Here is a 24,264-nt window from a genome sequence, read left to right on the forward strand (position 1 = left end):
TGTTCCAGAACATCTATGTGCCCGTCGCACCCGATGCAGGACGGCTCCTCTACAGCCTGGTCCGTGCCACCAAGCCCAAGACCATCGTCGAGTACGGCCTGTCGTACGGGATCTCGACCCTGCATTCGGCCGCCGCCGTTCGCGACAACGGCTTTGGCCGGATCATCACCACGGAAATGAACACCGCGAAGATCGCCGCCTCACGCGCGACCTTCACCGAGGCCGGGGTGTCCGACCTCATCACCATCCTGGAGGGTGATGCCCGCGAGACGCTGAAGACAATCCACGGACCGATCGAGTTTCTGCTGCTCGACGGCTGGCCCGACCTCGACTTGCCCATTCTCAAGATCCTCGAGGACAAGCTGGCGCCGGGCGCGCTCGTCATCGCCGACAACGTCGGATTCGAAAGCAGCAAGCCATATCTGGAGTACATCCGTACCCCAGAGAACGGCTACGTAAGCGTGGCGTCACCCATCGGGGAATGCATGGAGCTCAGCTGCCGTTGTGCGTAACGGTGCAATCTCACAGAAACGTTGGCGGCGGTCGTCTCGCCAAATTCTCCCGCCGCCAACGCCTTCAGAACCACTCCAGGAAGGTGTGGCATGTCCAAATCTACCCTCGGCCTGACGGCCGCGGCGTGCACTTCGCTCGCATTGCTGTACGCGCCGCCCGCATCTGCGGGACCCAAATCCCCTCAGACACCCAGCGAACTCGGCGCACAACTCCAATCACAGGGCTATAAAGTTCAGTACGAGCGAATCGGCAACTGCCCCTTGGACGCCGGATCGGTTGTCGGCACGCGGATCGGCCCGGCAGTGTGGGCGGATACCACCACGCAGTCCAAGGCAGGTGGCGGCGTCGGCGACGGCGCCGGTACCCGCGGAGGGGTTACGTGGAGCCATGACGTGGACCACCAGATCGCCTACATCACGGTGGCATGCAAACGCGCGGCAAAGTAGAGCGACCGCCGCGTCGCCAGTGCTGCTAACGGAGGAAGACTGTGTCAGTCAATACGTAGGCCGCTACGGCAAACACGAAGTATGCGAACCAGCGCTGAAGTCGACCGGTATCCAGCTTGGTGCCGACGTGGCCCGCGATAAGCGAGCCAAGGATCGCGGTGCCGACGAATGCCGTGGTGATCGACCAATCGATGCTGGCACCGCCCAGATGGACGACGACACCGGCGGCAGAGTTGGCGACGATGATCAGCAGCGAAGTACCGACGGCGATCGGCATCTCGACTCCGAGTAACAGCACCAACGCCGGGATGATTAGAAAGCCGCCGCCGACACCAAACAGCCCTGTCAACAGACCTACAAGTAACCCTGCCGAGATAGATCGCGGTGCACAGCGGCGCCAGTTGATGCCGGAGTCACCGACCGTGCAGGCGGTGCCGGTACTCCCATTGTCCTGGAGCATCCGAATTCCGGCCACGACCATCACCAATGCGAAGCCGATGAGGAGGATCGGTTGCGGCAGGTGCTTGCCGATGGCCGCGCCGAGGAAGGTGGCGGGTATACCAGCCGCGGCGAAGATCCCGGCCAGTGGCCACTGCACCTGGTTTGTGCGTACCTTCGGAAGCGCACCGACCGCCGAGCCGATACCGACTACGATTAGGGATATCGGAATCGCCTGTTCGATACCGAGCCCCAACACGTAGACCAACGCTGGCACTGCCAGAATTGACCCGCCGCCGCCGAGCAAGCCCAGCAGCACGCCGATGACGGCACCGAGTGCGAGGGCAATTCCGATGCTCACTTTGGTTCGATTCTCGCCCGCAAATCGCGGGACTTCGATTAGTTCGCCAGTGGGGTGTGAGATAACGCGGCGATTGCCGCCCTGAGCTTGATGGCGGCTGCGTCGGCGACCTCGCGCAAGCCTGGCCGATCAGCCACCTGAACCATGATCTGAGGGTCCATCGCCTCCACGATCACGACCCCGTCGTCGCTGGGGTCTGATCGCACTACCACGTTGCATGGCAACAACAACCCGATCTGTCGGTCCACGTTGATCGCGCGGTGCGCCAGTACCGGGTTGCACGCCCCGAGGATTAGATAGTTCTCCATGTCTTCGCCCAACTTCGCCTTCAGCGTAGCCTTAACGTCAGTCTCGGTAAGGACTCCGAAACCCTCCCCAGACAGCGCCTTTCGGGTCATTTCCACAGCCTCCTCAAAAGAGGCGCTTAGCGTGGCCGACAAAGCCAGTGCCATGTCCAACTCCCTTCACAGTCCCGCGGGTCGATCCTCCTCACGATGGAGTTCCTATGTCCTAGTTGGCCCCACGTATAGCGGACTCGACCTCTTGCGCCGAGATAGTTTTTGTGCAGAAGAACCAGTCCTCACACTCGATACCGTCGACGTGGCCGTCCATCCGCTCATTGGCGATGCCGCACGAGCCCGCAGGCGGGACGATGACAGGATCGCCCGGGCGCCAGTCCGCTGGCGTCGCTACTGAGAAGTGGTCGGCTGTCTGCAGGGCTTGGATGACGCGCAGCAGCTCGTCGAAGTTGCGGCCGAGACTAAGGGGGTAGTAGATGATCGCGCGAATCGTGCCTTCGGGATCTACGACGAACACCGCCCGGACAGCCTTTGTCGAATCCTCGCCCGGCATGATCATCCCGTACTTGCGGGCGATCTCCATCGAGACGTCTTCGATCAGCGGGAACGAAACCTCGACGTCCTTCATGCCGCGGTAGGTGATCTTCTCCTTGATGGTTCGTAGCCATGCGATGTGGCTGTAGAGCCCATCGACCGATAGCCCGACCAGCTCCGTGTGGTAGGCAGCGAACTGATCCCGCATACTCGCGAACGTGATGAACTCACTGGTACACACTGGGGTGAAGTCGGCGGGGTGGGAGAAGAAGATGACCCATTTTCCCGCATAGTCGGCTGGGAAGTTGATCCGGCCCTGGGTCGTTTGTGCAGTGAATTTCGGTGCCGGGTCACCGATTCGCGGCATGTTGGTCGCGGCGGCGGCGATTTCGGTAGTAGTCATGCGGGTTCCTCTTGTTGATGTTTGTTCATCTCGACCAGACTTCATCTCGCCGCCTCAGGAGTCAGGGGCAGCGCAAAGGCTTGCTGCTATGCGGAATCCCTTCCGCAGGTACGTCTTTGCGGCGGGGTATCGAGCGCATCACGTCATCGACGTGATGGCCGCACCCAACCCCAACCGACTTCGCCAAACGGCGACATTCCTCGGGATAGCACATTGTTGCGTCCTCAACGGATCGGGGCGAGCTGATTTATCTAGATGGAGCATCTTTGGCGACGACCTTGTCGCGGACCTCTGCCATATCGAGGGCCTTGATCCTGGCGATGAGGTCTTCCAGGGCAGCCGCCGGCATAGCACCGGGCCGACGGTAGACAAGGACGCCGTCTCGAAACGCCATGATCGTCGGGATCGCCTGGATTTCCACAGCAGCCGCTATATCGGGCTGGGCTTCGGTGTCCACTTTGGCGTGCACGACGTCGGGGTGTCGCTGCGACGAGCGATCGAAGACCGGAGCGAACGCGCGGCACGGCCCGCACCACGAGGCCCAGAAATCGATGATCACGATGGGGCTGGCGATAACTGTCGCCTCGAAATCGGCGGCGGTCAGATTTTTAATTGCCATTGAGAGTCCTTTCTTATGTAGCAATCGAACTACTAGACCAATCCCTTGAACATCACGTTCGGTCAGGCGTTCTGCGCGGCTTCCTCCCAGGCGCCGAAACCGCCCAGGATGTCGCTCACATCGACGAAACCGTTCTGCCGCAACAGGCTTGCCGCAACCGACGACCGATAACCACCTGCGCAATAGACGACCGTCGGCTTGGTAGCGTCAAGCTCCACTAGCCGAGTCGGCAGTTGGCCTACGGGGATCGAAATCGCATTCGGGATGGATCCGGCCTCCACCTCCCCCTGGTTACGAACGTCGATAATCTGCAGGTCTGCGATTCGCGAGGCGCGCTCGTCAAATGACTTGGCCGTCAACCTCGATGCCATCTGGACGTCGCCGCGGTGAGCGAACATCACCTGGTAGGGCTCTGCCACGTAGCCGATCACCCGGTCAAACCCAATGCGGGCCAAACGATTCTTCCCTTCGAGCTCCTGACCGGGCTCGGTGAACAGAACAATATCCACATCAGATGGCACCACGGAGCCCGCGAACTCGGCGTAGCGCCCTTCCAGTCCGATGTTGATCGCGTGGCGCAAATGACCCTGAGCGAACTCCTCGGGGGTGCGGCCGTCCACCAGGACAGCACCGCCCTCGATCGCCGCACGGACCTGGTCATAGGACATCGCCGTGGGCATCTTGCCCTCGTCTAACAGCCCGCGGTTCTTACGGTTGAGGATCGCGTCGTAGACGAAGTAGCCTGGCGCGGGAGGTTGCCCCTCGGTGACAAGGTTCATAAAGGTCGCTTTGTCAGGTGCCCGCAGCGCGTAGTTCGTCGCCTTCTGGTCCCCCATCGTCGACCACAGGTCCGTGGAAAGGTTCTTGCCGCACGCCGAGCCCGCGCCATGGGCGGGGTACACCCGGGTCTCATCAGGCAACGTCATCAGCTTGTCATGCAGCGAGTCGTAGAGCTTGTCGGCGAGCTCGTCGCGGGTGAAGCCAATAGACGCCAGCAGGTCGGGTCGACCCACGTCTCCTATGAATAGGGTGTCCCCAGTCATCACCCCGCAAGGCACGGTGTCGCCTGCGTGCTCGTAGAGGACCACGCTCATCGACTCCGGGGTATGCCCGGGTGTGTGGCGGAACTCCAGCGTAACGTCGCCGAGCGAATACTGTTCGCCATCGGCGACACCCATCGACTCAAACTCGGTCTCGGCGACCGAGGAATAGACGATCTTGGCACCGGCCGCCTTCGCAAGCTCGAGGTGGCCGGACAAGAAGTCCGCGTGAAAGTGAGTCTCGATGACTAGTTCAATGGTCAAACCGTGCTTTTTTGCGTCTGCGACATACTCGGCCACGTCACGCTGCGGGTCGATAACGACTGCGCGGCCGGTGGTTTCGTCACCAACCAGGTACGAAGCGTGGGAGAGGCAGGCTAGATAGTACTGCTTCAGGATCATCGCGGCCTTCTTTCTCTCGATACCGGAGCGCGCACCCTTACCTATACCCGTATGGGTATATGAACCGCCGCGGGGGCATTCTTATTTCCTCCTCGGCAATACCGGTGGTACTCCCGTTCTTTCAACCGAAACATACCCCCGCCGGTATTCTCGATCTCAGAGGCTTTCGTCACCGCCAGCCCCTGCCGAAAGGAACCTAAGCACCAGGCAGCGTCTCACCGGCTCTAGGCCGTTCTCGTAACGACGGCCATTCCCAAACACGAAGACCCCCCGAAATTCGGGGGGTCTTCACTTGTGGAGCTGCCGGGAATTGAACCCGGGTCCAACGGCCGTTCATTAAGGCTTCTCCGTGCGCAGTTCGCTATGCCTCTACTTGGATCTCTCGGTCCCGCGAACAAGCCGAGATGACGATCCCAGCCGCTGTTTGATGTCCCGGTGGCTTCCGCGGCCGAAACCACCGGTTGATCCCGCTAGCTGATGCCAGGGTCCGGGCCGCGGGAGGTCCCGGTCTGACAGACACGCAGTCGCTTAGGCAGCGAGTGCGTAGTCGCGCTGATGAGAATCGGCGCTTAATTGGTTGCAATGACGCTTACGGTGGTCTCTTGCCTGCACCGGCACGCTTCCCTTAAGTCGAGACTCGCTGTCGAAACCTTTCAGCCCCGTCATCCCGCCGACCCTCGGTGGGACACTCCATCCTACCGCCGCAGATCTACGAAGCCACCGAATTACCCGGCCATGCCACGGTAACGTGCGGGAAATCGCCGAATCTTGGGGAGTTACCACCATGCGCATGCTGCTGAGTACCTACGCCGCCGCTATGGCCAGCGCGACCGTATTCGCTGCTCAGGCGTCTGCGGATCCGTCGGTACCCAACCTTGACGGCTACGCACCGGTCGAGCCCACCGCCTATGAGACGTACTCCGCATACGCCACGACGGGTGTGCAGTTCCTCACCCCGGACGGCCTGCGCTGCCGCATCACCTCGAACTCCCGGGCCACCGGTCTCGAGGGCACGTGCTGGGGCAAGCTCCCCGGCGTCCCGGGCGACGAGAACATCGCCGCGGTGTCGCTCAATACCCCGGCCGGCAGCCTGACCCACATGCCCGACCTAGGCCAGCAGGAGATTGTCGCGCGGCCCGACGCCTCACCGGCAGGCCCGGCGCCCATCGACCCCAGCGCCTATCGCCCGCTGACCGCCGGCCAGAAGATCACCTACAGCCTCAAGTCCACCAACAAGATGATCACGTGCGGCGTGAGCGATCAGCGCGAGACGATCTGCATACTGCCCACCAACTTCACCGGCGACAGTCCGCACGGATTCGTGCTATCCCCAATCGGCAGCCGCGCCTTCTAGCGATCGCCGAGACCGAGGTTGTGGCGAAAAGATGCGAGACGAATCCGCCACAACCTCGGTCTCGGCGCGAAGGGCTCGGCGCCCATGGCTCTACTTCGTCTCGAGCCTCTTCACGAGTTTCGCGTGGGTCTTCTACCTGATCACCGTCGAACGCCAGCGCAGGCACCAACCGGCCACCGTCCTCGAATCCGTGTGAGCTACATGCCTTTTGCGCGACGCCCCAGTTCACGGGTGATCTCGCGGGTGGCGTCCCGCTTGGCCAGGTCCTGACGCTTGTCGTGCGACTGTTTACCGCGCGCCAAGGCCAATTCCACCTTGACCTTGCCGTCCAGGAAGTACAGCGACAACGGCACCAGCGTGAGGTTGCCATCGCGAATCTTGCCGACCAGCTGATCAATCTGCGCTCTGTGCAGCAACAGCTTCCGGTTCCGCAGCGGCGCATGGTTGGTCCAGGTGCCGTGGTCGTACTGCGGGATATGTAACGCGCGCAACCAGACCTCGCCGTCGTCGACGGTGGCGAACGCATCCACCAGGGAGGCCTTGCCCTCACGCAGGCTCTTGACCTCGGTGCCCACCAGCTGCACCCCGGCCTCGTACACATCGAGAATCGAATAGTTGTGCCGCGCCTTGCGATTGGACGCGATGATCTGGCGCCCGTCGGTTGGTTTTTTACTCATCGCCAGGACCTATCTACGCACATACAGACGCAAAGTCACATATGCGGTCACCCCGGCCAGCAGAATGCCTAGCGCGGCCATCTGAATCGACGCGAGGAACACATCCCCGTAGGTGATCGGGGCAATCAGGTTGGCCTGAATGAACTGTTCCAGCGCCCCGTTGAGGATGGTCACCCGCGCCACGATCAGACCGATCACCGCCAGCAATACACCGGCAAGGGCAGCGATCACCGCCTCCAACAGGAACGGCAATTGTGTGTACCAACGAGTGGCCCCCACCAACCGCATGATGCCCACTTCGGTGCGCCGCGTATATGCGGCGACCTGAACCATGTTGGCGATCAACAGAACCGCACCGACGGCCTGCACCAGCGCGATCATGAACGCCGCATCACGCAGGCTGTTCAGGACCGCGAACAAGCGATCGATCAGATCCTTCTGATTGAGCACGCCCTTCACACCGGGCTTGCCGACGAAAGACTCATCGAAATCCGCGTGCGTCTCCGGGTTCTTGAGCTTGACAATGAAGGAGGCGGGGAACGCGTCCTTACTCACGTCCTTCATCAAGTCCCGGAATTGTGGCAGCCGCTTCTCGGCGTCCGCGTACGCGTCCTCACGGTTCACGAAACGCACCGACTTGATGTCGGAACGCTTCTCGATCTCGTCGCGCAGGCTTTTGCAGATATCGCTACTGCAGTTGGTGTCGCTGGCCGACAGGTCCTCGGTGAGAAAGATCTGCGTCTCCACACGGTCCAAGTAGATGGCCTTCGAGTTCTTGGCAAGCGATATCACCAGCAGACCACCACCGAACAACCCGATCGCGATGGCGGTCGTGATGATCATCGCCACCGTCATCGTCACGTTGCGGCGCAGGCCGGTGAGGACCTCGTTGAACAGGAATCCAAAACGCATGTTCTATTCCACTTACCTATCTACCCCGTAGACACCGCGCTGCTCGTCGCGGATCAGCTTGCCCAGTTCCAACTCGATCACGCGCTGGCGCATCGAGTCGACGATGTGATGGTCGTGGGTCGCCATCAGCACGGTAGTACCGGTGCGGTTGATCCGCTCCAGCAGCGCCATGATGTCCTCGCTGGTCTCCGGGTCCAGGTTCCCGGTCGGCTCGTCGGCCAGCAGCACCAGCGGACGGTTGACGAACGCGCGCGCGATGCCGACGCGCTGCTGCTCGCCACCGGACAGCTCCGAGGGCAACCGGCTGGCCTTGCCGGTCAGGTTCACCATCTCCAGCACCTCGGGAACGATGCGGTTGATGATGTCCGTCTGCTTGCCAATCACCTCTAACGCGAAGGCCACGTTCTCGTACACCGTCTTCTGCTGGAGTAGCCGGAAGTCCTGGAACACACAGCCAATCGTCTGCCGAAGGTGCGGGATCTCGCGGCCGCGCAGCTTGTTCACATGGAACTTGGAAACCTGGATTTCGCCCTTGGTGGGCAGCTCCTCGCCCAGCAGCAGCCGCATGAATGTCGACTTACCCGAACCCGAAGGACCGATGAGGAACACAAACTCACCCTTGTCGATCTCGAGGCTCACGTTGTCCAACGCGGGCCGAGCCGACGATTTGTAGAGCTTGGTTACCTTGTCGAGGCTGATCACGGCACGCCAGTCTAGTCGGGAAACCCGTGACGACCGTGAGGGCGCACTACGGCGCGGGGGTCGCGGGCGCCGGAGGAGGCGCACCCGGCAGTGGCGGAAGCTGCGGCGGGACCACCCAGGGAGGCAACCATCCGGGCGGCTGAGGCGGGGTCGTCGTCGGGGGTGTCGGCGGTGTTCCGCTGGGCGTCAACGTCGGGAATGTCGTGACGATGGTGTTCGTCGGCTCCGTCGTCGTGGTCGTGGTGGGCGGCGTCGTGGTGACCGGACGCCTGGTGGTGCTCGGCACGGGCCGCGGCGCGGTCGTGGTGACGCTGGGCGCGGGCACCCAGGTGTATCCGGGAGGCGGCTGTGGCGGCGCGGGCTCCGGCTTGTTGATTTCGTAGAGCCAGCTTGCCGCGACGAACGCGAGAATCAGCACAGCCGTCGAGGTTCGGAACCTAGCCTTTGCTCTGATCTTGGTTCCCCAGGACAGGAGCTTCTCCCACAACGGTTCCTGGCGGGGTTCGCTCATGTGAGATCCTCGTCCTTCACGATCGGTTGCGGCTTGGTGTCAACACCCTCGCCGCGAGCCTCCTCGCGTCTGACGTCCCGTTTGAGCTCTCCGGAGCTCGACGACGACATGGTGCGCACCACCGGGCGACTGTCCCCCACCAGCGCCACGCCCGCCTTGGCCAGCGCCGCGATCACCTTGGCGCGTAGCCGCCGACCCACCTCGAACTGCTTACCGGGCAGCGACCGCGCCACCATGCGCACGTTGACCCGGTCCACCTCGATGCTCTCCACACCCATCAGCGACGGGGCATCGAGCAGCAGCTGAGACAGATCGCGATCCACCAGAGCCTGCTGGCAGACGTCGTACAACACATCATTGACCCGGGCCAGGTCCACGCTCGTCGGCACGGGGATATCGACGACCGCGCGCGCCCAATCCTTGGAAAGGTTGACCGCCTTGACGATCAACCCGTTCGGAATGGTGATGACCTCGCCCTCACTCGAACGCAACTTGGTAACCCGCAGGGTGACCTCCTCGACAGTCCCCCGGGACTCGGTGGTCTGCCCCTGCACGTACAGCTCCACCAGATCGCCGAAGCCGTACTGCTTTTCGGTGATGAGAAAGAATCCGCTCAGCAGGTCCTGGACGACGCGCTGGGCGCCGAAACCGAGCGCACCACCCAGCACGGCGGCCGGACCCGCGAGCCCGCCTATCGAAATGCCCAGTACCCCAACGACGTGCACGGTGGTGACGACAACGACCAGCACCACGACGATCCAGGAGACGACGGAGGCGAGCGCCTGCCGGTGCTTACTGGCTTCGGAGCGCACCAATGCGTCGCTCTGCGTGAACGAGCGGTCCAGCCGGCGGGTGATCTTGTGCGCGCCCCAGTTGATGAAGCGGACAAGGATCATCGCGCCCAAGACGGCGATGACGATCTGCAGGCCACTGTCGAGTAACCAGCGACCAACCTCGCTGGACCACAGGGTGTTCCAGCGCTCTTCGAGACGAAGCCCCGCCGCGTTGAACTCGGCGGCGCTAGTCATCTCGCCTATTGCGCCACCGAATGCCCGCCTCGAGGAATCCGTCGATGTCGCCGTCGAGCACCGCCGCTGGGTTGCCTACCTCGTACTCGGTACGCAGGTCTTTCACCATCTGGTAGGGCTGCAGGACATAGGAGCGCATCTGAGTGCCCCATGAGCTGCCGCCATCGCCCTTGAGCGCATCCATCTCGGCGCGCTCCTCGAGCCGCTTACGCTCCAGCAGCCTGGCCTGGAGCACGCGCATCGCCGCGACCTTGTTCTGCAGCTGCGACTTCTCGTTCTGGCAGGTGACGACGATCCCCGTCGGAATGTGCGTGAGCCGCACCGCCGAGTCGGTGGTGTTCACCGACTGGCCACCCGGTCCGCTCGATCGGTAAACGTCAACGCGCAGATCGCCTTCGGGGATGTCGATGTGATCAGTCGTCTCCACCACCGGGAGCACCTCGACATCGGCGAACGAGGTCTGGCGCCGACTCTGGTTGTCGAACGGGCTGATGCGCACCAGCCGGTGTGTGCCCTGCTCCACCGACAGCGTGCCGTAGGCGAAGGGAGCGTGCACGGCGAACGTCGCGCTCTTGATACCCGCCTCCTCCGCATAGGAGGTGTCGAACACCTCGACCGGATACTTGTGCGCCTCGGCCCAGCGGATGTACATGCGCATGAGCATCTCGGCCCAGTCCGCGGCGTCCACACCGCCGGCGCCGGATCGAATGGTGACCACGGCCTCGCGCTCGTCGTATTCACCCGACAGCAGCGTCCGGACCTCCATGGCTTCGATGTCCTCGCGCAGCTTGGCGCGGTCGGCATCGGCCTCCGCCACCACCGAGGCGTCTTCACCTTCCTCAGCGAGCTCGTAAAGCACCGGCAGATCATCGAGCCGCTGCCGGAGTGCTTCGACGCGCCGCAGCTCACCCTGCGCGTGCGAGAGCTGGCTCGTCACCTGCTGGGCACGCGCCTGGTCATCCCACAGGTTCGGGTCGGCGGCGGCTTCTTCGAGCGTCTTGATCCGGGCGCGCAGGCCGTCGACGTCGAGCACCCGCTCCACCGTGGTGAGAGTCGTGTCGAGGTCAGCGATGTCGGCTTGGCAGTCCAGATCCACAACAGTTCAGGCTACCGGGCTGCCGGAGCACAACATTCCGACCCGATAGATCACCCCTACCCGCGCGTCGCCGCGCGGATGTGATCGGCGGAATGACCCAGACGAATCGCGGCCTCCAATACCGCCGCGCGGTCCATCAATTCCGGTGGCCCCAGCGCGCCGAGAACCGCTACCACCTCGCCGTCATCGCCGAAGACGGGAACACCCAAGAACCCGATCCGGCACGGCTCGGCCAAGTCGGCTGGTTCGCTCATCATGTCCACCATGAGATCAAGAGTTCGCTGGTCAGCTTGGCGGCGCCCTCCCGCCAGCGCACTGGCGAGTGAGTAGTACTGATCCACATACATGCTCTGGCGCGCGACATAGAACCCGTCTGCACGCACCCGCGCCAACATGGCCGAGACGCGCACCCATCGCGAATCAGACACCCTCGCTCCGGCGTTTTCCAGCCATCGCCGAACCAGGGAATCCTCAGCCCATGCCATGAAGATGATCCCCGCCGGGGCCGCCAAACGGACACGGCTACCGACGGGATAGCCGACCCCCGTCGAGGAACGTCCCGACGACGAGATGACCGCCACATCGTCGCCGATGACCATCGCCATCGTGGCCAGCGCGGCAAAGTGGTCTGCAAGCTCTGCGACCTCGCGGTCCGCCGCCGCGGCGATGGCGAAGCGCGCACGCGCCGCATGACCGCCGATAAGTAGCGCCGGACCTATCGAGTACGTCTTATGCCGGGGATGGCGCTCCAGAAAGCCCGCGTCCGTCAGCGCCTGAAGTATCGCGAGAGTGGATGCCGCATTGACACCCACCGCTTCGGCGATCTCGGTCATCGATCTGGGTTGGGTGGGTCGTGCCGCCAAGTGATCCAAGATCTGCGTGGCCCGCACAACAGCGGGTGCGGGCTTCGTCATTCGCGTCCCAATCTGGTAGCAGAGTGCTACGATTTGCTATCGGATTTGATATATCAAATCCGATAAAGACATACAATAATCAACTACTAGCTACCCGGTGGATTGATCCATGCATTCCTTTGGAAAACAGCTAGCCGCACTACCAAGATCACGGTACGGCCCGTGGGCCGTTATTGCGGCCGGAGAGACAGAAACAGCGACCGCATTCGCGCGCCATATCGCGGCGAACGGCATCAACATCGTCCTGGCAGCGCATGGCGGCAGGGCCGACGCGTACACGCTGGCAGTGACCGCCGGGGTCAGCGTGCGCACCACTTCGCCCGACGTCTTCACCGGGGAGCTCGCCGGTGCCACCGACGACATCGACGTGGGCCTGTTGGTGTGCGTCACCGACGAGGACACCGGCAGCAGCCGTTTCGGCGAATCCGACCTGAATCGAATGCGGACGCTCTACCTGTGCCATCGATTCGGACACAGAATCGCCGACCGCGGTCAAGGCGGCGTCATCATGGTGAGATCGTTGGCAACGCGAGGGATGGCGCACCACACTCAGCCTCGCGGAGCCGATTCAACGTTCACGACGGGCATCCGCGACGACCTGCACAGGCAAGGCGTCGAGGTGGCCCTGTTCGACGATTACGTGCCGCACCGGCCCGCGATGGACGCCGACGACCTCGCACTGATGGCCCTGGCCCGGCTCGGACGGCGACGGCACCGTCAGTGTCTTCACGAACTTGATCAGCCGGATTGCCGCAGCGTCCGCGGCGTCAACTGACGATCCGACAGTTGTGCACCGAGCGTTCAGTTTCCCGTCCCTCCCTATCCAAACTGACGCACTGGTAAGTTCCTGACCGTGAGTCAGGAACTTAGAACTGCGCCCAAGACCGAACTGCTTCACCCCACCCAGGACGACTTCGCCGAATTCGACGGCGAGACACGTCGGCTCCTGAAGGCAACCGTCGATTGGTTCGAAGAACGCGGGAAAACCCGCCTACTCAAGGACTATGTCGACAAGGTCTTCTACCAGGACTTCCTGGACTTCGCGGCGCGCGAGAAACTGTTCGCCACCTTCCTCACCCCGGCCGCCGACGGCGCCGGGAACGCCGACAAGCGCTGGGACACCGCCCGCGTGGCCAAGCTCTCCGAGATCCTCGGCTTCTACGGCCTCAACTACTGGTACCCGTGGCAGGTGACAGTGCTCGGGCTCGGACCGGTGTGGCAGAGCACCAACACCGACCCCCGCAAGCGTGCCGCCGACCTGCTTGACGGCGGTGCCGTGGCGGCCTTCGGCCTGTCCGAGCAGGCCCACGGCGCCGACATCTACTCCACCGACCTAGTACTCACCCCCGTCGAAGGCGGGGGATACAAGGCCTCCGGTCGCAAGTACTACATCGGCAACGGCAACTGCGCCCGCATCGTCTCGGTGTTCGGCCGCGTTCAGGGCCGCGACGGCCTGGACCAATACGTCTTCTTCCTCGCCGACAGCGAGCACCCCAACTACACGGTGATCAAGAATGTCGTGCCGTCCCAGATGTATGTCGCCGAGTTCGAGCTCAACGACTACCCGGTGAGCGAAGACGACATCCTGCATGTCGGCGCGGACGCCTTCAGCGCGGCACTCAACACCGTCAACATCGGCAAGTTCAACCTATGCTTCGGCGGCATCGGCCTCTCGACACACGCTCTGTACGAGTCCGTCACCCACGCGCACAACCGCATTCTGTACGGCAACCCGGTCACCAAGTTCGACCATGTGCGCCGCGAGTTCGTGGATGCCTATGCCCGGTTGATGGGCATGAAGCTGTTCAGCGAGCGTGCCGTGGACTACTTCCGTACCGCCAGCCCCGAGGACCGGCGCTACCTGCTGTTCAACCCGGTCACCAAGATGAAGGCCACCACCGAGGCCGAGAAGGTACTGGCGTTACTGGGGGATGTCATGTCGGCCAAGGCATTCGAGGCCGAGACCTACACCACCGCGGCACGTATCGACGTGGCGGGGCTGCCCAAGCTTGAGGGCACGGTGGCCGTCAACCTGGCACTGATCCTCAAGTTCATGCCCGCCTACCTGCACCATTCGCAGGACCTCCCGGTCCCCGGAGTGCAGCTGGAAGCGCGCGACGACGAGTTCCTCTTCAACCAGGGTCCAGCCAGCGGTCTGGGCAAGGTCCAGTTCCACGATTGGCGCAAGCCGTTCGCGGAGAACGCAGGCATTCCCAATGTCGCGGCCTTCACCGAGCGCGCCGAGGCACTGGCCACCCTGGTGGCCGCGGAGAAGGACGCCATCAAGACCGCCGGACTGGATCTGCAGTTGAGCATCGGCGAGCTGTTCACCCTCGTGGTCTACGGCGGTCTGATCCTCGAGCAGGCCAAGCTGCGGGGTGCCGACGAGCAGCTCATCGACCAGATCTTCGAGATCCTCAACCGGGACTTCTCGCAGTACGCGGTCGATCTGATCGGCAAGCGCGAGGCCACCGCGACGCAACGGCAGTGGGCCAAGGACGTTATTTCAGAACCGGTATTCAATTCCGAACGCTTCGATGCGATTTGGAATCGAGTCGAGGCGCTGTCCGGCGTGTACGAAATGCGGGCCTAGTCCGCAGGTCTACCCGCGCACCCTCGGAACCGTCGCTAGCATCGGTGGGGTAACCCGTCCGCACAGGACCGCGGCCAGCCCCCTGTCGGCCAGCCCATAGCCGACGACAGCCGCTGCCCCCTGTCGGGCAGATAAGGACGTACGAGGGTGCGCGCCGTTCATGTCGCCATCGTCGGTGCGGGGCCCTCGGGCTTCTTTGCCGCCGGATCGCTGCTCAAACACTCTGATTTCGACGTGCATGTCGACATGCTCGAAATGCTCCCGACCCCTTGGGGTTTGGTTCGGTCCGGGGTGGCTCCGGACCACCCCAAGATCAAGTCGGTCAGTGCGGTGTTCGAGAAGACGGCGACGCATCCGCGTTTCCGATTCTTCGGCAACATCGAAGTGGGAGTGCAGATCACCGCCGAGGAGTTGGCGTCGCGCTACGACGCGGTGATCTACGCGGTCGGAGCCCAGTCCGACAAGCCCCTGGGCATCCCGGGCGACCAACTGCCGGGCTGCATCGCCGCCGTCGACGTGGTGGGTTGGTACAACGCCAATCCCACGCATCAGAAGGTGTCGGTTGACCTCTCGGGCAAGCGCGCCGTGGTCGTCGGGAACGGCAACGTGGCACTGGACGTCGCACGCATCCTGGGCATGGATCCGGAGTCGCTGCACACCACCGACATCGCCGACCGCGCGCTGGACTCCTTGGACCACAACGCGATCCGTGAGGTTGTGATCATCGGACGACGCGGACCACTGCAGGCCACCTTCACCCCGCTGGAGCTGCGCGAGATGGGTGAACTGCCGGGCGTCGACGTCGTGGTGGATCCCGAAGACCTGGCTGGCATCACCGATGAACAATTGGCGGCCGCACCCAAGCCCACCCGCACCAACATCGGCACCCTGCGCAAGTTCTCGGAGCGACCGCACACCGAGGGCCATCGCCGGGTGGTGTTCCGGTTCCGCACCTCCCCCATCGAGCTACATGGCGACGGCGAGGTGGAATCAATCACGCTGGGCCGCAACGAACTCGTTGACGAAGACGGATACATCGTCGCCCGTGACACAGGTGAACGCGAGACGCTGCCCACCCACCTGGTGGTACGCGCCATTGGTTATCGCGGAGTTCAGGTGCCCGGGCTGCCCTTCGATTCCCGGCGCGGTGTCATCCTCAACAACGCAGGACGCATCGAGGGCCGCGACAACGAGTACGTGGTCGGCTGGATCAAACGCGGTCCGGTCGGCGTCATCGGAACCAACAAGAGCGACTCACAGGAGACGGTAGACACCTTGCTCGCCGACGTGGCCACCGCCGACTTGGGAGCCGCGCCCGATACCGCCGCCCTGGAAGAATGGCTGTTGGGCCACGAACCGCACATCGTGTCTCAGTCCGATTGGCTGACCATTGATTCGCAGGAGCGTGCCACCGGTGAACCGCAGGGCCGCCCCCGCGTGAAACTGGAGACGGTGCCCGATCTGCTGGCCGCAACCGGACGACACGGCGAACCGTGACAGTCCACATCGTGGTGTCGCAGGTAATACCCGCCAGCTGCGAGCGCACATTCGACCTGATCCACGATTACGGCCGACGGCTGGAATGGGACACCCTGCTACGCCGCGCTTCCGTGGAGGGCGGCAAGGCTGACGTCGGCAAGGTCGCTGTCTGCACCGCACGCTGGATCCTGGGCGGATACTCGTTTCGCACCCGATACGTCACGTTCAAACCTCCGCATCTGGCCGCGATCAAGCTCGAATCCAGACCGCCCTTCTTCACGAAGTGGGCGGCGTCGCTGCGCCATGAATCCATCGACAGCGACGACACCGACCTCGCGGCCGATCACCGCGAGGAGATGTCTCTGGCGACCTACACCATGACCTTCGCCTGCCGGCCGGCGTTCATCGAGCCCATCGCGGAGCGCATGTTCAAGCGCGAGACCGAGAATCGCCTCGTCGCATTGGCGAACTTTCTGCAGGCGACGTAGCTACAGCGGCGGGGGCTCATAGTACCGCGGCGGCGGCTCGTGTTTTTTGGCCGGATCCTCGGTTGATGACGGCCCCCCAATAGGTCCGGGAGGTGGCGGCGGCGTTGATGGCGGGGGCGGTGGCGGCACCGGATCGATGTTTTCGATCGATGGTGGCCCACTCGGATACTGCTGCGGCGTTGGCCCAACCGACGGAGCCAGCAGCACATCCCAACGTTCGGGATTCTTCGGCGAATACAACACCGGAATCAGATCGCCAATGCGCGGCCAGTTGTTGACGTCACGGACAATCTGCCGGTAGGTGATGTATTCGGCGACCGTCGGACCATTGATGGCACCGGTGATGGTGACCAGCTGCCCGCCCGTCACCCCCTCAGGACGGGGGCTGACCCCGGTCACCAACAGGGTTCCTTCCGCCGCGTTCATACCGGGTTGAGCCTGCCGACCGCGTCGCATCTGCATGATGACGAAAACGAGCGATCCGCCGATCAGCAGTAGCACCAGGAATTCCCACACACGTCCATGGTAGGACTGCAGGCATGACGCCCACCGTGTCCTTGCGCGAAGACCGTCGGCTGGCACTCGAATTGGCCGACGCCGCCGATGAAATCACCACGTCGCGGTTCGGCGCGCTCGATCTTCGGGTGGACACCAAACCCGACCTGACCCCGGTGACCGACGCGGACACCGGGGTGGAATCCGTCCTGCGCTCGCTGCTGCATCGATCGCGCCCGGCGGATTCGGTACTCGGCGAGGAGTACGGCGGCGAGGCCGTATTCACGGGTAGGCAATGGGTGGTCGATCCCATCGACGGCACCAAGAACTTTGCGCGCGGGGTCCCCATCTGGGCCACGCTCATCGCGTTACTTGAGGACGGCGTACCCGTCGTCGGTGTGATCAGCGCTCCGGCACTGTCCCGCCGGTGGTGGGCGGCCGCCGGGCTCGGCGCCCACAGCCGTGTCGGGTCGGGTGACGATCGACCGATCCACGTCTCCGGAGTCGACCAACTGGCGTCGGCAAGCCTGTCGTTCTCCAGCCTGTCGGGGTGGGCGGATCGCGGGAAACGCGATCGATTCCTCGACCTGACCGACGAGGTGTGGCGGGTCCGGGGATACGGCGACTTCTTCTCATATTGCCTGGTGGCCGAGGGAGCGGTCGATATCGCTGCCGAGCCCGAGGTCTCGTTGTGGGACCTGGCCCCGCTGGATATCTTGGTCCGCGAGGCTGGCGGCCGGTTCACGAGCCTGGCCGGCGAGCCCGGTCCGCATGGCGGCAGTGCGGTAGCGACCAACGGGTTGCTGCATGACGAGGTGCTGCGCGCCCTCGCCTAAGACCCCTGCTCGTGCACCGAAACACGATGCGATCTGGGCCTCGTTTTGTGCGGATCTTACCGCTAAGTAAGATACGGTTCTTACTTCGGAGTAAGGTACCGATCAGATACTCCGGCAGAACCCCACTTTGACCCCAGAAACGGCTGGTGACATGACCAACACGTTGACCCCGCGCGACGAGAAAAAGGCCGCCAAGAGCAAGAGCCTGGCGAAGCACGAGACAGGCGTAGGCCTCCAGAAGCACAAGCGCGGCGCGATCGACATCCTGATCGCGGTGCTGACCCCGATCGCGGGTTCGGAACTGCTGGACAAGTACAACCTGCGCGGAGCCTTCAACAAGGGCATCTTCGAGACCACGAAGGGCTTGTTCACCACCCTTGGCGTTGCCAACCGCACCTTCAAGAAGGTGACCGGCAGCAAGGGCGCGCCCAAGCGCCTCGACAAGGCGAACGCCGACTTCTTCGACCTCAACCCCGAGGACGAGCAGAAGATGATCGCCGACACGGTGAAGGAATTCGCCGTCGAGGTCATCCGCCCCGCCGCCTACGAATCGGACAAGAACAAGGCGTACCCCGCCGACCTGCTGAGCAAGGTCGCCGAGCTGGGTGTCACCGCCATCAACATCCCCGAGGACTTCGACGGCATCGCCTCGCAGCGCTCGACAGTCACCAACTCCCTTGTCGCCGAGGCCCTTTCGTACGGTGACCTTGGTTTGGCGCTGCCGATTCTGGCACCCTCGGGTGTCGCTTCCGCACTGACCAACTGGGGTAGCGCCGATCAGCAGGCCACCTACCTCAAGGAGTTCGCGGGCGAGAGCGTGCCGCAGGCCTCGGTTGTCATCGCCGAGCCGCACGCGCTGTTCGATCCCTTCAGCCTCAAGACCACGGCCACCCGCACCCCTAGCGGTTTCCGGCTCAACGGCGTCAAGTCGCTGGTGCCCGCCGCCGCCCAGGCCGAGCTGTTCATCGTGGCCGCCAACTACAACGGCCGCCCGTCACTGTTCATCGTCGAGTCCGGCACCGAGGGCATCACCGTCGAGGAAGACCCGAGCATGGGTATCCGCGGCGCGGCACTGGGTCGGCTGAACCTGAACAACGTCGCGGTTCCCGCCTCCGGGTTGCTCGGTGAGGACGGAGCCGGCGAGTCCGATTACTCCGAGGCCGTCGCACTGGCTCGCCTTGGTTGGGCATCGCTCGCGGTCGGCACCGGCCAGGCCGTACTCGACTACGTGATCCCCTACGTCAAGCAGCGCGAGGCATTCGGCGAGCCCATCGCCCGCCGCCAGGCCGTTGCCTTCATGTGCGCCAACATCGCCATCGAGCTCGACGGCCTGCGGCTGGTCACGCTGCGTGGCGCCTCCCGCGCCGAGCAGGGCCTGCCGTTCATCCGCGAGGCCGCTCTGGCCCGCAAGCTGGCCACCGACAAGGGCATGCAAATCGGCCTCGACGGCGTGCAGCTGCTCGGCGGCCACGGCTTCACCAAGGAGCACCCGGTGGAGCGCTGGTACCGCAACCTGCGAGCCATCGGTGTCGCCGAAGGCGTCGTAGTCCTCTAAGCCCAGAACCTCTACTAAACGAAAGTCTTTCCATGGCAATCAATTTGGAACTCCCCAAGAAGTTGCAGGCGGTTCAGGAGAAGGGGCACCAGGGCGCTGCCGAGCTGGTACGGCCGATCTCCCGCAAGTACGACCTGGCCGAGCACACCTACCCCGTCGAGCTGGACACCCTGGAGACGCTGTTCGCCGGCGTCACCGCTGCGGGCACGTTCGCCTTCGCCGGGGCCGAGGCCTTCCGCGCCGAGGAGAACACCGAGAAGCAGAACGTCAACGGCGCCAACATGTCCGCGCTGCTGAACGCCCTCGAAATGAGCTGGGGCGACTGCGGTCTGCTGCTGACCATCCCCTTCCAGGGGCTGGGCAACGCCGCGGTGTCGAGCGTGACGACCAAGGAAGACGCCGACAAGTTCGGCAAGGTGTGGGCCGCCATGGCCATCACCGAACCGGGCTTCGGGTCGGACTCGGCGGCGGTCACCACCACCGCCAAGCTCGACGGTGACGAGTACGTCATCAACGGCGAGAAGATCTTCGTCACCGCCGGTTCGCGCGCCACCCACATCGTGGTGTGGGCGACCCTGGACAAGACCAAGGGCCGCCCCGCCATCAAGTCCTTCCTGGTGCCACGTGAGCACCCCGGCGTCACCATCGAGCGTCTCGAAGAGAAGCTCGGCATCAAGGCCTCCGACACCGCGGTCATCCGCTTCGACAACGCGCGGATCCCGAAGGACTACATCCTGTCCGACCCGGAGATCAACACCGAAAAGGGTTTCGGCGGTGTGATGAGCACCTTCGACAACACCCGCCCGATCGTGGCGGCGATGGCCGTGGGTGTCTCGCGGGCCTCACTCGAGGAACTGCGCAAGATCCTCGAGGACGCCGGTATCGACATCTCCTACGACAAGCCGGCACACGCTCAGCACGCGGCCGCCGCCGAGTTCATCCGGATGGAGGCCGACTGGGAGGCGTCGTACCTGCTGACGCTGCGCAGCGCCTGGCAGGCTGACAACAACATCCCCAACTCGATGGAAGCCTCCATGGCCAAGGCCAAGGCCGGCCGCGTCGGCAGCGACATCACCCTCAAGGCCGTCGAAATGGCCGGCACCACCGGCTATTCCGAGCGCACCCTGTTGGAGAAGTGGGGCCGCGACTCGAAGATCCTGGACATCTTCGAGGGCACTCAGCAGATCCAGCAACTGGTGGTCGCCCGCCGTCTGCTGGGGCTGAGCTCCGCAGAGCTCAAGTGACGCACTGATCAAGATCAATTGCGGCCCTTCCGGGACTTATCCCGGAGGGGCCGCACCATTTCGACGAGGCCGCTGAGCGAAGACTGGCAAAGACAGCTAAGCTCCCGTTTCTATCGACGCGACACATCATCTTGTGGAGGACATATGTGGGTTCGGTCAGGTCTGCTCGCCGCGGTGAGCTGCGCACTCATTCCGTTCGGCGCCGGTGTTCCGGTTGCTAGCGCGGAGGAGTCGACCTGCGCTGCAATCGACCAGATGTCGAAGGCAGTCGACGACCCGGCCAACAACGGTCCGATCGTCACCGAAGCCCTGATGTACATCCGCGGCGACAATCCCGCCTACTCCGGACTGGACCGTCAGGTCGAGGCCATCGGGCAGGCCCGCGACATGTGGGGGCGGGCCAACGATGGCGTGCGGGCCAATCTGGACGGTGTCACCGAGCCCGGCGCACGCCAGCAGCTGACGGCCTACGCCGACGGCCTGAGCGGTGCCTACGACCTCGCGGGGGCCTGGCTGGCCGCCACCCCGGAGGTGCGCTCCTCCCCCGAGATCATCGATCGCGGGGCCGCGGTCGGCGGCCTACTGTTCGACGGCGTCAACAACTTCCACGTGCTGGCCAACATCTGCAACGGTGGCCGTCACTAGGCGTGCGACTCAACCTGGCCGACGCACGCCACCGCTTCCAGACGGCGGCGGTGGCAAGGCTGGCAACGGTCAACAAATCCGGTGTGCCGCATGTGGTTCCGGTGACCTTCGCCATGGCTGACGACACCATCTGCTGGGCGATTGATCACAAGCCGAAGTCACGCAACGATTTACAGCGATTGCGCAACATCGCAACGAACCCTGCGGTCAGCTTCCTGGCAGATCACTATGACGAGGATTGGTCGGCGCTGTGGTGGGCACGCGCCGATGGCATCGCGCGGACGCTCGATACGCCCGATTCCTCCTGGATCGACTTGCTGGCCAACAAATATCGGCAGTACCGAGAGACGCCCCCGACCGGCCCCATGGTGCTGACCGATGTATCCCGGTGGAGCGGATGGGCCGCCTCCCCCGTTTCGGTCTGATTACTCCGGCCTGATCCCGTCACGTTCGCAGTCCGCGAGCAGTAGTCGCTTGATGACCTTGCCGGTCGAGGTACGCGGCAGTGCCGTGACGAAGTACACGTCACGGGGGACATGGAACTTGCTGAGCCGGTTCTTGATGAAGGCGCGCACCATGTCGCCGTCAAGGCCGGCGTCCTTGTGCAGCACGACGAATGCCGACAGCCGCTGGCCGAAGCTGTCATCGGACGTCCCGACGACGGCCACATCGGCAACCTGTGGCAGGAAGGCCAACGCGTCCTCCACCGGCCTGGGGAACACGTTTTCACCGCCGGAGATGATCATCTCGTCATCGCGACCGTCAATGTACAGACGGCCATCGGCGTCCAGGTGGCCCAGATCGCCGGTGTCCAGCAGACCGTTGACCGACGCCGGTGACGGGTCGGCCACGTACCCGTCGAACAACATCTCATTGCCGACGAAGATCCGGCCCGTCACACCGCGCGGCACCGGACGCCGGTCGGCGTCGAGAATCGCGACGGTGGTGCCCAGCGGCGGCCGGCCTACCGTGGTGGGGGCGATCGCAAGATCCTCGGGGTCGGCGATGGTGGCCCAGGACACCTCTGTGGATCCGTAAAAGTTGTAGAGCACTTCACCGAATGCCTCGGTAAATCGTTGTACCAGTGAGGCATTCAGCGGTGACCCGCTGCAGGCGACCAGCCGCAGGCTCGATGTGTCGTACTTCTGGCGCACCTTGGCGGGCAGATCGACAATGCGCTGCAGCATGATCGGGACGGCGATCAGCGTGGTCACCTTGCGGGTCGCGATGGCGCGCAGGCACTCCTCCGGATCAAACTTCTCCTGCAGGATCACCGACGCCCTCAATGGTGTGCTGATCTGCAGACAACCCAGCCCCCAGGCATGGAAGACGGGGGCCGAGATGAGCATGGTCTCGTTCATCTTCATCGGCATCCGCGACAGCATCGCGGCGATGACGGCGAACCCGCGCGGGGTGGGCCGCAACGCTCCCTTGGGCGTTCCCGAGGTTCCGGAGGTTTGCACCACCTGGTGGCCAGGCCGGGTAGGGGGCAACACCCCCGGCTTGTCGGCTACCACGAAATCATCCAGCCCGCGGCGCCCGTTGATGGCGCTGCGGCGGCCGGTGCTAATGATCTCGACCTCCCAGGGCACATACCTGACGAGTTCGTCCAGATCATCGTCGACGAACACCTTGGTCAGATTGTTACGTGCCACAGCAATCTGGATCTGAGTTGCTGCCAACGCGTTGTTGAGCAACATGACATCCACCCCGAGCATGCCGAAGGCAATGAGGCACTCCACCATGGCAATGTTGTTGCGGGCCAGCAGGCCAATCTTGGAGGTTTCGTTGATGCCATCGCGCATCAGACCGGTGGCCATTGCCTCGGCGCGCCAATCAAGTTGCTCAAAGGTCAGCTGCCCGGCGTCGTCGGCAATTGCGAGCTGCTTGGGGGCGCGCGCCGCGGCGGCCGCGTATCCGCCCTGGAGGGTGAATCCCCACCGCGCCAGTGAACCCAATTGACGAAGGCCGCGATCGGGGCGCGGGATACGCACCACACCCACCCCGATCATCAGCCGGGCGATGCTAACTTGAATATTTCCGTTTTCACCCATGTTGGACACGTTGGAAGTTGACGCGCCGGACAAATAGTCATCAATTCTGTCCAGCCCGGCCATCAACCATTGGTTGACGGCCACGCTTGGCTTCTTGATACCGGCGGGCAGGACCGAAGCCGCCCGCAACACCGTGATGCGAACCCGGGTCTGCGCGGACCGCTCCTCGAACAACCGCACGGAGATCAGCCCGTCGTTGTCGACCCCCTCGATCGCGAGGCTCTCCTTGGTGTTGCTGAGAATCAGGCGCACACGAGCCTTGGTCTTGGCGGACAGCACCAGGTATTCGGGGTCAGGTCCCGTCTCGGTGCTCTCGATCAAGGTCTCGCAGGAACCGACCCCGGTAAAGAACATGGGGTACATGTCGGGTGAGCTGATCAGCTCCCACACCAGCCCACGTGGGTGCTTGAGCAACTTGTCGCAACTAATTACATCAGCGACCATAATGGTGGCCCTACCTGGGGTTTTCGGTCATGCACCGCGCGAGCGTACCCGATGACGCGCATCACTGCCCAGGAACTGTTGTGGTTCATATCACTGATGTGACCAGATTGCCGAGCACCGGCCCGGGCGAACCACGGGCAACCTCGACGGGACATGCCTGACCGGCAAATCCACCGCCGCCT

26 protein-coding genes, 1 other RNA gene and 1 pseudogene are annotated in these 24,264 nt (G+C 63.5%); 13 read left to right on the forward strand and 15 right to left on the reverse strand.

The window, feature by feature from the left end:
- On the forward strand, window positions 1-512 hold a 512-nt coding region (locus B4383_RS16915), incomplete at its 5' end, for a class I SAM-dependent methyltransferase (RefSeq protein WP_078292171.1).
- A gap of 90 nt (window positions 513-602) precedes the next feature.
- The gene (locus tag B4383_RS16920; protein ID WP_078292174.1) at window positions 603-959 is read left to right on the forward strand and encodes a hypothetical protein; all 357 of its coding nucleotides are present in this window, start codon (window positions 603-605) and stop codon (window positions 957-959) included.
- Window positions 960-984: 25 nt separating this feature from the next.
- Here B4383_RS16920 and B4383_RS16925 read toward each other — a convergent pair whose 3' ends face one another.
- The 6 genes from B4383_RS16925 to ssrA form a co-directional block, all read right to left on the reverse strand.
- Entirely contained in the window at window positions 985-1,758 is a 774-nt protein-coding gene (locus B4383_RS16925; RefSeq protein ID WP_078292176.1) for a sulfite exporter TauE/SafE family protein, read from the reverse strand.
- Between the two features lie 38 nt (window positions 1,759-1,796).
- Window positions 1,797-2,210, reverse strand: a complete 414-nt coding sequence (locus tag B4383_RS16930; RefSeq protein WP_078292178.1) for a DUF302 domain-containing protein — start codon at window positions 2,208-2,210, stop codon at window positions 1,797-1,799.
- A gap of 58 nt (window positions 2,211-2,268) precedes the next feature.
- Entirely contained in the window at window positions 2,269-2,994 is a 726-nt protein-coding gene (locus B4383_RS16935) for a peroxiredoxin (RefSeq protein ID WP_286144081.1), read from the reverse strand.
- 247 nt (window positions 2,995-3,241) lie between these two features.
- Window positions 3,242-3,613, reverse strand: a complete 372-nt coding sequence (gene trxA / locus B4383_RS16940) for a thioredoxin (RefSeq protein ID WP_078292180.1) — start codon at window positions 3,611-3,613, stop codon at window positions 3,242-3,244.
- Window positions 3,614-3,675: 62 nt separating this feature from the next.
- A complete protein-coding gene (locus B4383_RS16945) occupies window positions 3,676-5,055 on the reverse strand; it encodes an MBL fold metallo-hydrolase (protein ID WP_078292182.1) in 1,380 nt (459 codons plus the stop codon).
- Between the two features lie 292 nt (window positions 5,056-5,347).
- Window positions 5,348-5,716: a transfer-messenger RNA gene (gene ssrA, locus B4383_RS16950) on the reverse strand.
- Between the two features lie 123 nt (window positions 5,717-5,839).
- Here ssrA and B4383_RS16955 point away from each other — a divergent pair.
- Together B4383_RS16955 and B4383_RS26710 are read left to right on the forward strand one after the other, a co-directional pair.
- Window positions 5,840-6,409, forward strand: coding sequence for a hypothetical protein (locus B4383_RS16955; protein WP_078292185.1), 570 nt, complete (start codon window positions 5,840-5,842; stop codon window positions 6,407-6,409).
- 76 nt (window positions 6,410-6,485) lie between these two features.
- Window positions 6,486-6,605: pseudogene (locus tag B4383_RS26710) on the forward strand (hypothetical protein); the annotation flags it as partial.
- A 1-nt stretch (window position 6,606) separates the two neighbouring features.
- Here the strand turns inward: B4383_RS26710 and smpB are convergent.
- Genes smpB through B4383_RS16990 form a run of 7 tightly spaced genes read right to left on the reverse strand, consistent with a single transcriptional unit; the run spans window position 6,607 to window position 12,249 of the window.
- Window positions 6,607-7,086 (reverse strand): SsrA-binding protein SmpB, encoded by a 480-nt coding sequence (gene smpB, locus B4383_RS16960; protein WP_078292187.1) that lies wholly within the window; start codon window positions 7,084-7,086, stop codon window positions 6,607-6,609.
- A 9-nt stretch (window positions 7,087-7,095) separates the two neighbouring features.
- Complete coding sequence (gene ftsX / locus B4383_RS16965; RefSeq protein ID WP_078292190.1) at window positions 7,096-7,998, reverse strand: permease-like cell division protein FtsX; 903 nt, start codon at window positions 7,996-7,998, stop codon at window positions 7,096-7,098.
- A 12-nt stretch (window positions 7,999-8,010) separates the two neighbouring features.
- Window positions 8,011-8,700 carry a cell division ATP-binding protein FtsE gene (gene ftsE, locus B4383_RS16970; protein WP_046254400.1) on the reverse strand — a complete coding sequence of 230 codons (690 nt, stop codon included), beginning with the start codon at window positions 8,698-8,700 and terminating at the stop codon, window positions 8,011-8,013.
- 46 nt (window positions 8,701-8,746) lie between these two features.
- On the reverse strand, window positions 8,747-9,211 hold the full coding sequence (locus tag B4383_RS27185) for a hypothetical protein (protein WP_139360835.1): 465 nt from the start codon (window positions 9,209-9,211) through the stop codon (window positions 8,747-8,749).
- Window positions 9,208-10,239 (reverse strand): mechanosensitive ion channel family protein, encoded by a 1,032-nt coding sequence (locus tag B4383_RS16980; RefSeq protein WP_078292194.1) that lies wholly within the window; start codon window positions 10,237-10,239, stop codon window positions 9,208-9,210. The genes B4383_RS27185 and B4383_RS16980 overlap by 4 nt, the downstream gene beginning before the upstream one ends.
- On the reverse strand, window positions 10,232-11,335 hold the full coding sequence (gene prfB / locus B4383_RS16985) for a peptide chain release factor 2 (RefSeq protein ID WP_078292195.1): 1,104 nt from the start codon (window positions 11,333-11,335) through the stop codon (window positions 10,232-10,234). Before prfB ends, B4383_RS16980 begins: the two co-directional genes overlap by 8 nt.
- Before the next feature lie 56 nt (window positions 11,336-11,391).
- A complete protein-coding gene (locus B4383_RS16990) occupies window positions 11,392-12,249 on the reverse strand; it encodes a helix-turn-helix domain-containing protein (RefSeq protein WP_078292197.1) in 858 nt (285 codons plus the stop codon).
- A 109-nt stretch (window positions 12,250-12,358) separates the two neighbouring features.
- Between B4383_RS16990 and B4383_RS16995 the strand changes: the two genes are divergently transcribed.
- The 4 genes from B4383_RS16995 to B4383_RS17010 all read left to right on the forward strand — a co-directional run bounded on the left by B4383_RS16995 (window position 12,359) and on the right by B4383_RS17010 (window position 16,809).
- Window positions 12,359-13,024 carry a hypothetical protein gene (locus B4383_RS16995; RefSeq protein ID WP_078292198.1) on the forward strand — a complete coding sequence of 222 codons (666 nt, stop codon included), beginning with the start codon at window positions 12,359-12,361 and terminating at the stop codon, window positions 13,022-13,024.
- Window positions 13,025-13,102: 78 nt separating this feature from the next.
- On the forward strand, window positions 13,103-14,842 hold the full coding sequence (locus tag B4383_RS17000) for an acyl-CoA dehydrogenase (RefSeq protein WP_078292199.1): 1,740 nt from the start codon (window positions 13,103-13,105) through the stop codon (window positions 14,840-14,842).
- Between the two features lie 147 nt (window positions 14,843-14,989).
- A complete protein-coding gene (locus B4383_RS17005) occupies window positions 14,990-16,339 on the forward strand; it encodes an FAD-dependent oxidoreductase (protein WP_078292200.1) in 1,350 nt (449 codons plus the stop codon).
- Between the two features lie 11 nt (window positions 16,340-16,350).
- Window positions 16,351-16,809 carry an SRPBCC family protein gene (locus tag B4383_RS17010; RefSeq protein ID WP_176126567.1) on the forward strand — a complete coding sequence of 153 codons (459 nt, stop codon included), beginning with the start codon at window positions 16,351-16,353 and terminating at the stop codon, window positions 16,807-16,809.
- On the opposite strand, the gene B4383_RS17015 is transcribed toward B4383_RS17010, so the two are convergent.
- Window positions 16,810-17,325: a DUF3592 domain-containing protein gene (locus tag B4383_RS17015; RefSeq protein WP_139360836.1), complete on the reverse strand. Its 516-nt coding sequence runs from the start codon at window positions 17,323-17,325 to the stop codon at window positions 16,810-16,812.
- 23 nt (window positions 17,326-17,348) lie between these two features.
- Here B4383_RS17015 and hisN point away from each other — a divergent pair, with 23 nt between their 5' ends.
- The 5 genes from hisN (at window position 17,349) to B4383_RS17040 (ending at window position 22,009) form a co-directional block, all read left to right on the forward strand.
- Window positions 17,349-18,140 carry a histidinol-phosphatase gene (gene hisN, locus B4383_RS17020; RefSeq protein ID WP_078292204.1) on the forward strand — a complete coding sequence of 264 codons (792 nt, stop codon included), beginning with the start codon at window positions 17,349-17,351 and terminating at the stop codon, window positions 18,138-18,140.
- Window positions 18,141-18,291: 151 nt separating this feature from the next.
- Complete coding sequence (locus B4383_RS17025; RefSeq protein ID WP_078292205.1) at window positions 18,292-19,695, forward strand: acyl-CoA dehydrogenase family protein; 1,404 nt, start codon at window positions 18,292-18,294, stop codon at window positions 19,693-19,695.
- Between the two features lie 32 nt (window positions 19,696-19,727).
- Window positions 19,728-20,939 (forward strand): acyl-CoA dehydrogenase family protein, encoded by a 1,212-nt coding sequence (locus B4383_RS17030; RefSeq protein WP_078292206.1) that lies wholly within the window; start codon window positions 19,728-19,730, stop codon window positions 20,937-20,939.
- A gap of 144 nt (window positions 20,940-21,083) precedes the next feature.
- Entirely contained in the window at window positions 21,084-21,584 is a 501-nt protein-coding gene (locus B4383_RS17035; protein ID WP_078292208.1) for a hypothetical protein, read from the forward strand.
- A 2-nt stretch (window positions 21,585-21,586) separates the two neighbouring features.
- Window positions 21,587-22,009 (forward strand): TIGR03668 family PPOX class F420-dependent oxidoreductase, encoded by a 423-nt coding sequence (locus tag B4383_RS17040; protein WP_078292209.1) that lies wholly within the window; start codon window positions 21,587-21,589, stop codon window positions 22,007-22,009.
- Here the strand turns inward: B4383_RS17040 and B4383_RS17045 are convergent, their stop codons facing one another.
- Window positions 22,010-24,082 (reverse strand): acyl-CoA synthetase, encoded by a 2,073-nt coding sequence (locus B4383_RS17045; protein WP_078292211.1) that lies wholly within the window; start codon window positions 24,080-24,082, stop codon window positions 22,010-22,012. It lies immediately after the preceding gene.
- Window positions 24,083-24,264: the final 182 nt, after the last annotated feature.

The sequence above is a fragment of the Mycobacterium sp. D16R24 genome (genome assembly GCF_002013385.1).
GTDB lineage: Bacteria > Actinomycetota > Actinomycetes > Mycobacteriales > Mycobacteriaceae > Mycobacterium.

Bases quoted from the DNA above. Each gene is read 5' to 3' on its own strand.
- smpB (WP_078292187.1), bottom strand. From the start codon at position 7,086: ATGAGTAAAAAACCAACCGACGGGCGCCAGATCATCGCGTCCAATCGC.
- B4383_RS27185 (WP_139360835.1), bottom strand. From the start codon at position 9,211: ATGAGCGAACCCCGCCAGGAACCGTTGTGGGAGAAGCTCCTGTCCTGG.
- ftsX (WP_078292190.1), bottom strand. From the start codon at position 7,998: ATGCGTTTTGGATTCCTGTTCAACGAGGTCCTCACCGGCCTGCGCCGC.
- B4383_RS16955 (WP_078292185.1), top strand. From the start codon at position 5,840: ATGCGCATGCTGCTGAGTACCTACGCCGCCGCTATGGCCAGCGCGACC.
- B4383_RS16935 (WP_286144081.1), bottom strand. From the start codon at position 2,994: ATGACTACTACCGAAATCGCCGCCGCCGCGACCAACATGCCGCGAATC.
- B4383_RS17035 (WP_078292208.1), top strand. From the start codon at position 21,084: ATGTGGGTTCGGTCAGGTCTGCTCGCCGCGGTGAGCTGCGCACTCATT.
- B4383_RS17030 (WP_078292206.1), top strand. From the start codon at position 19,728: ATGGCAATCAATTTGGAACTCCCCAAGAAGTTGCAGGCGGTTCAGGAG.
- B4383_RS17045 (WP_078292211.1), bottom strand. From the start codon at position 24,082: ATGGTCGCTGATGTAATTAGTTGCGACAAGTTGCTCAAGCACCCACGT.
- B4383_RS16995 (WP_078292198.1), top strand. From the start codon at position 12,359: ATGCATTCCTTTGGAAAACAGCTAGCCGCACTACCAAGATCACGGTAC.
- B4383_RS16980 (WP_078292194.1), bottom strand. From the start codon at position 10,239: ATGACTAGCGCCGCCGAGTTCAACGCGGCGGGGCTTCGTCTCGAAGAG.
- B4383_RS16930 (WP_078292178.1), bottom strand. From the start codon at position 2,210: ATGGCACTGGCTTTGTCGGCCACGCTAAGCGCCTCTTTTGAGGAGGCT.
- B4383_RS17025 (WP_078292205.1), top strand. From the start codon at position 18,292: ATGACCAACACGTTGACCCCGCGCGACGAGAAAAAGGCCGCCAAGAGC.
- B4383_RS16990 (WP_078292197.1), bottom strand. From the start codon at position 12,249: ATGACGAAGCCCGCACCCGCTGTTGTGCGGGCCACGCAGATCTTGGAT.
- trxA (WP_078292180.1), bottom strand. From the start codon at position 3,613: ATGGCAATTAAAAATCTGACCGCCGCCGATTTCGAGGCGACAGTTATC.
- B4383_RS16920 (WP_078292174.1), top strand. From the start codon at position 603: ATGTCCAAATCTACCCTCGGCCTGACGGCCGCGGCGTGCACTTCGCTC.
- B4383_RS16945 (WP_078292182.1), bottom strand. From the start codon at position 5,055: ATGATCCTGAAGCAGTACTATCTAGCCTGCCTCTCCCACGCTTCGTAC.
- hisN (WP_078292204.1), top strand. From the start codon at position 17,349: ATGACGCCCACCGTGTCCTTGCGCGAAGACCGTCGGCTGGCACTCGAA.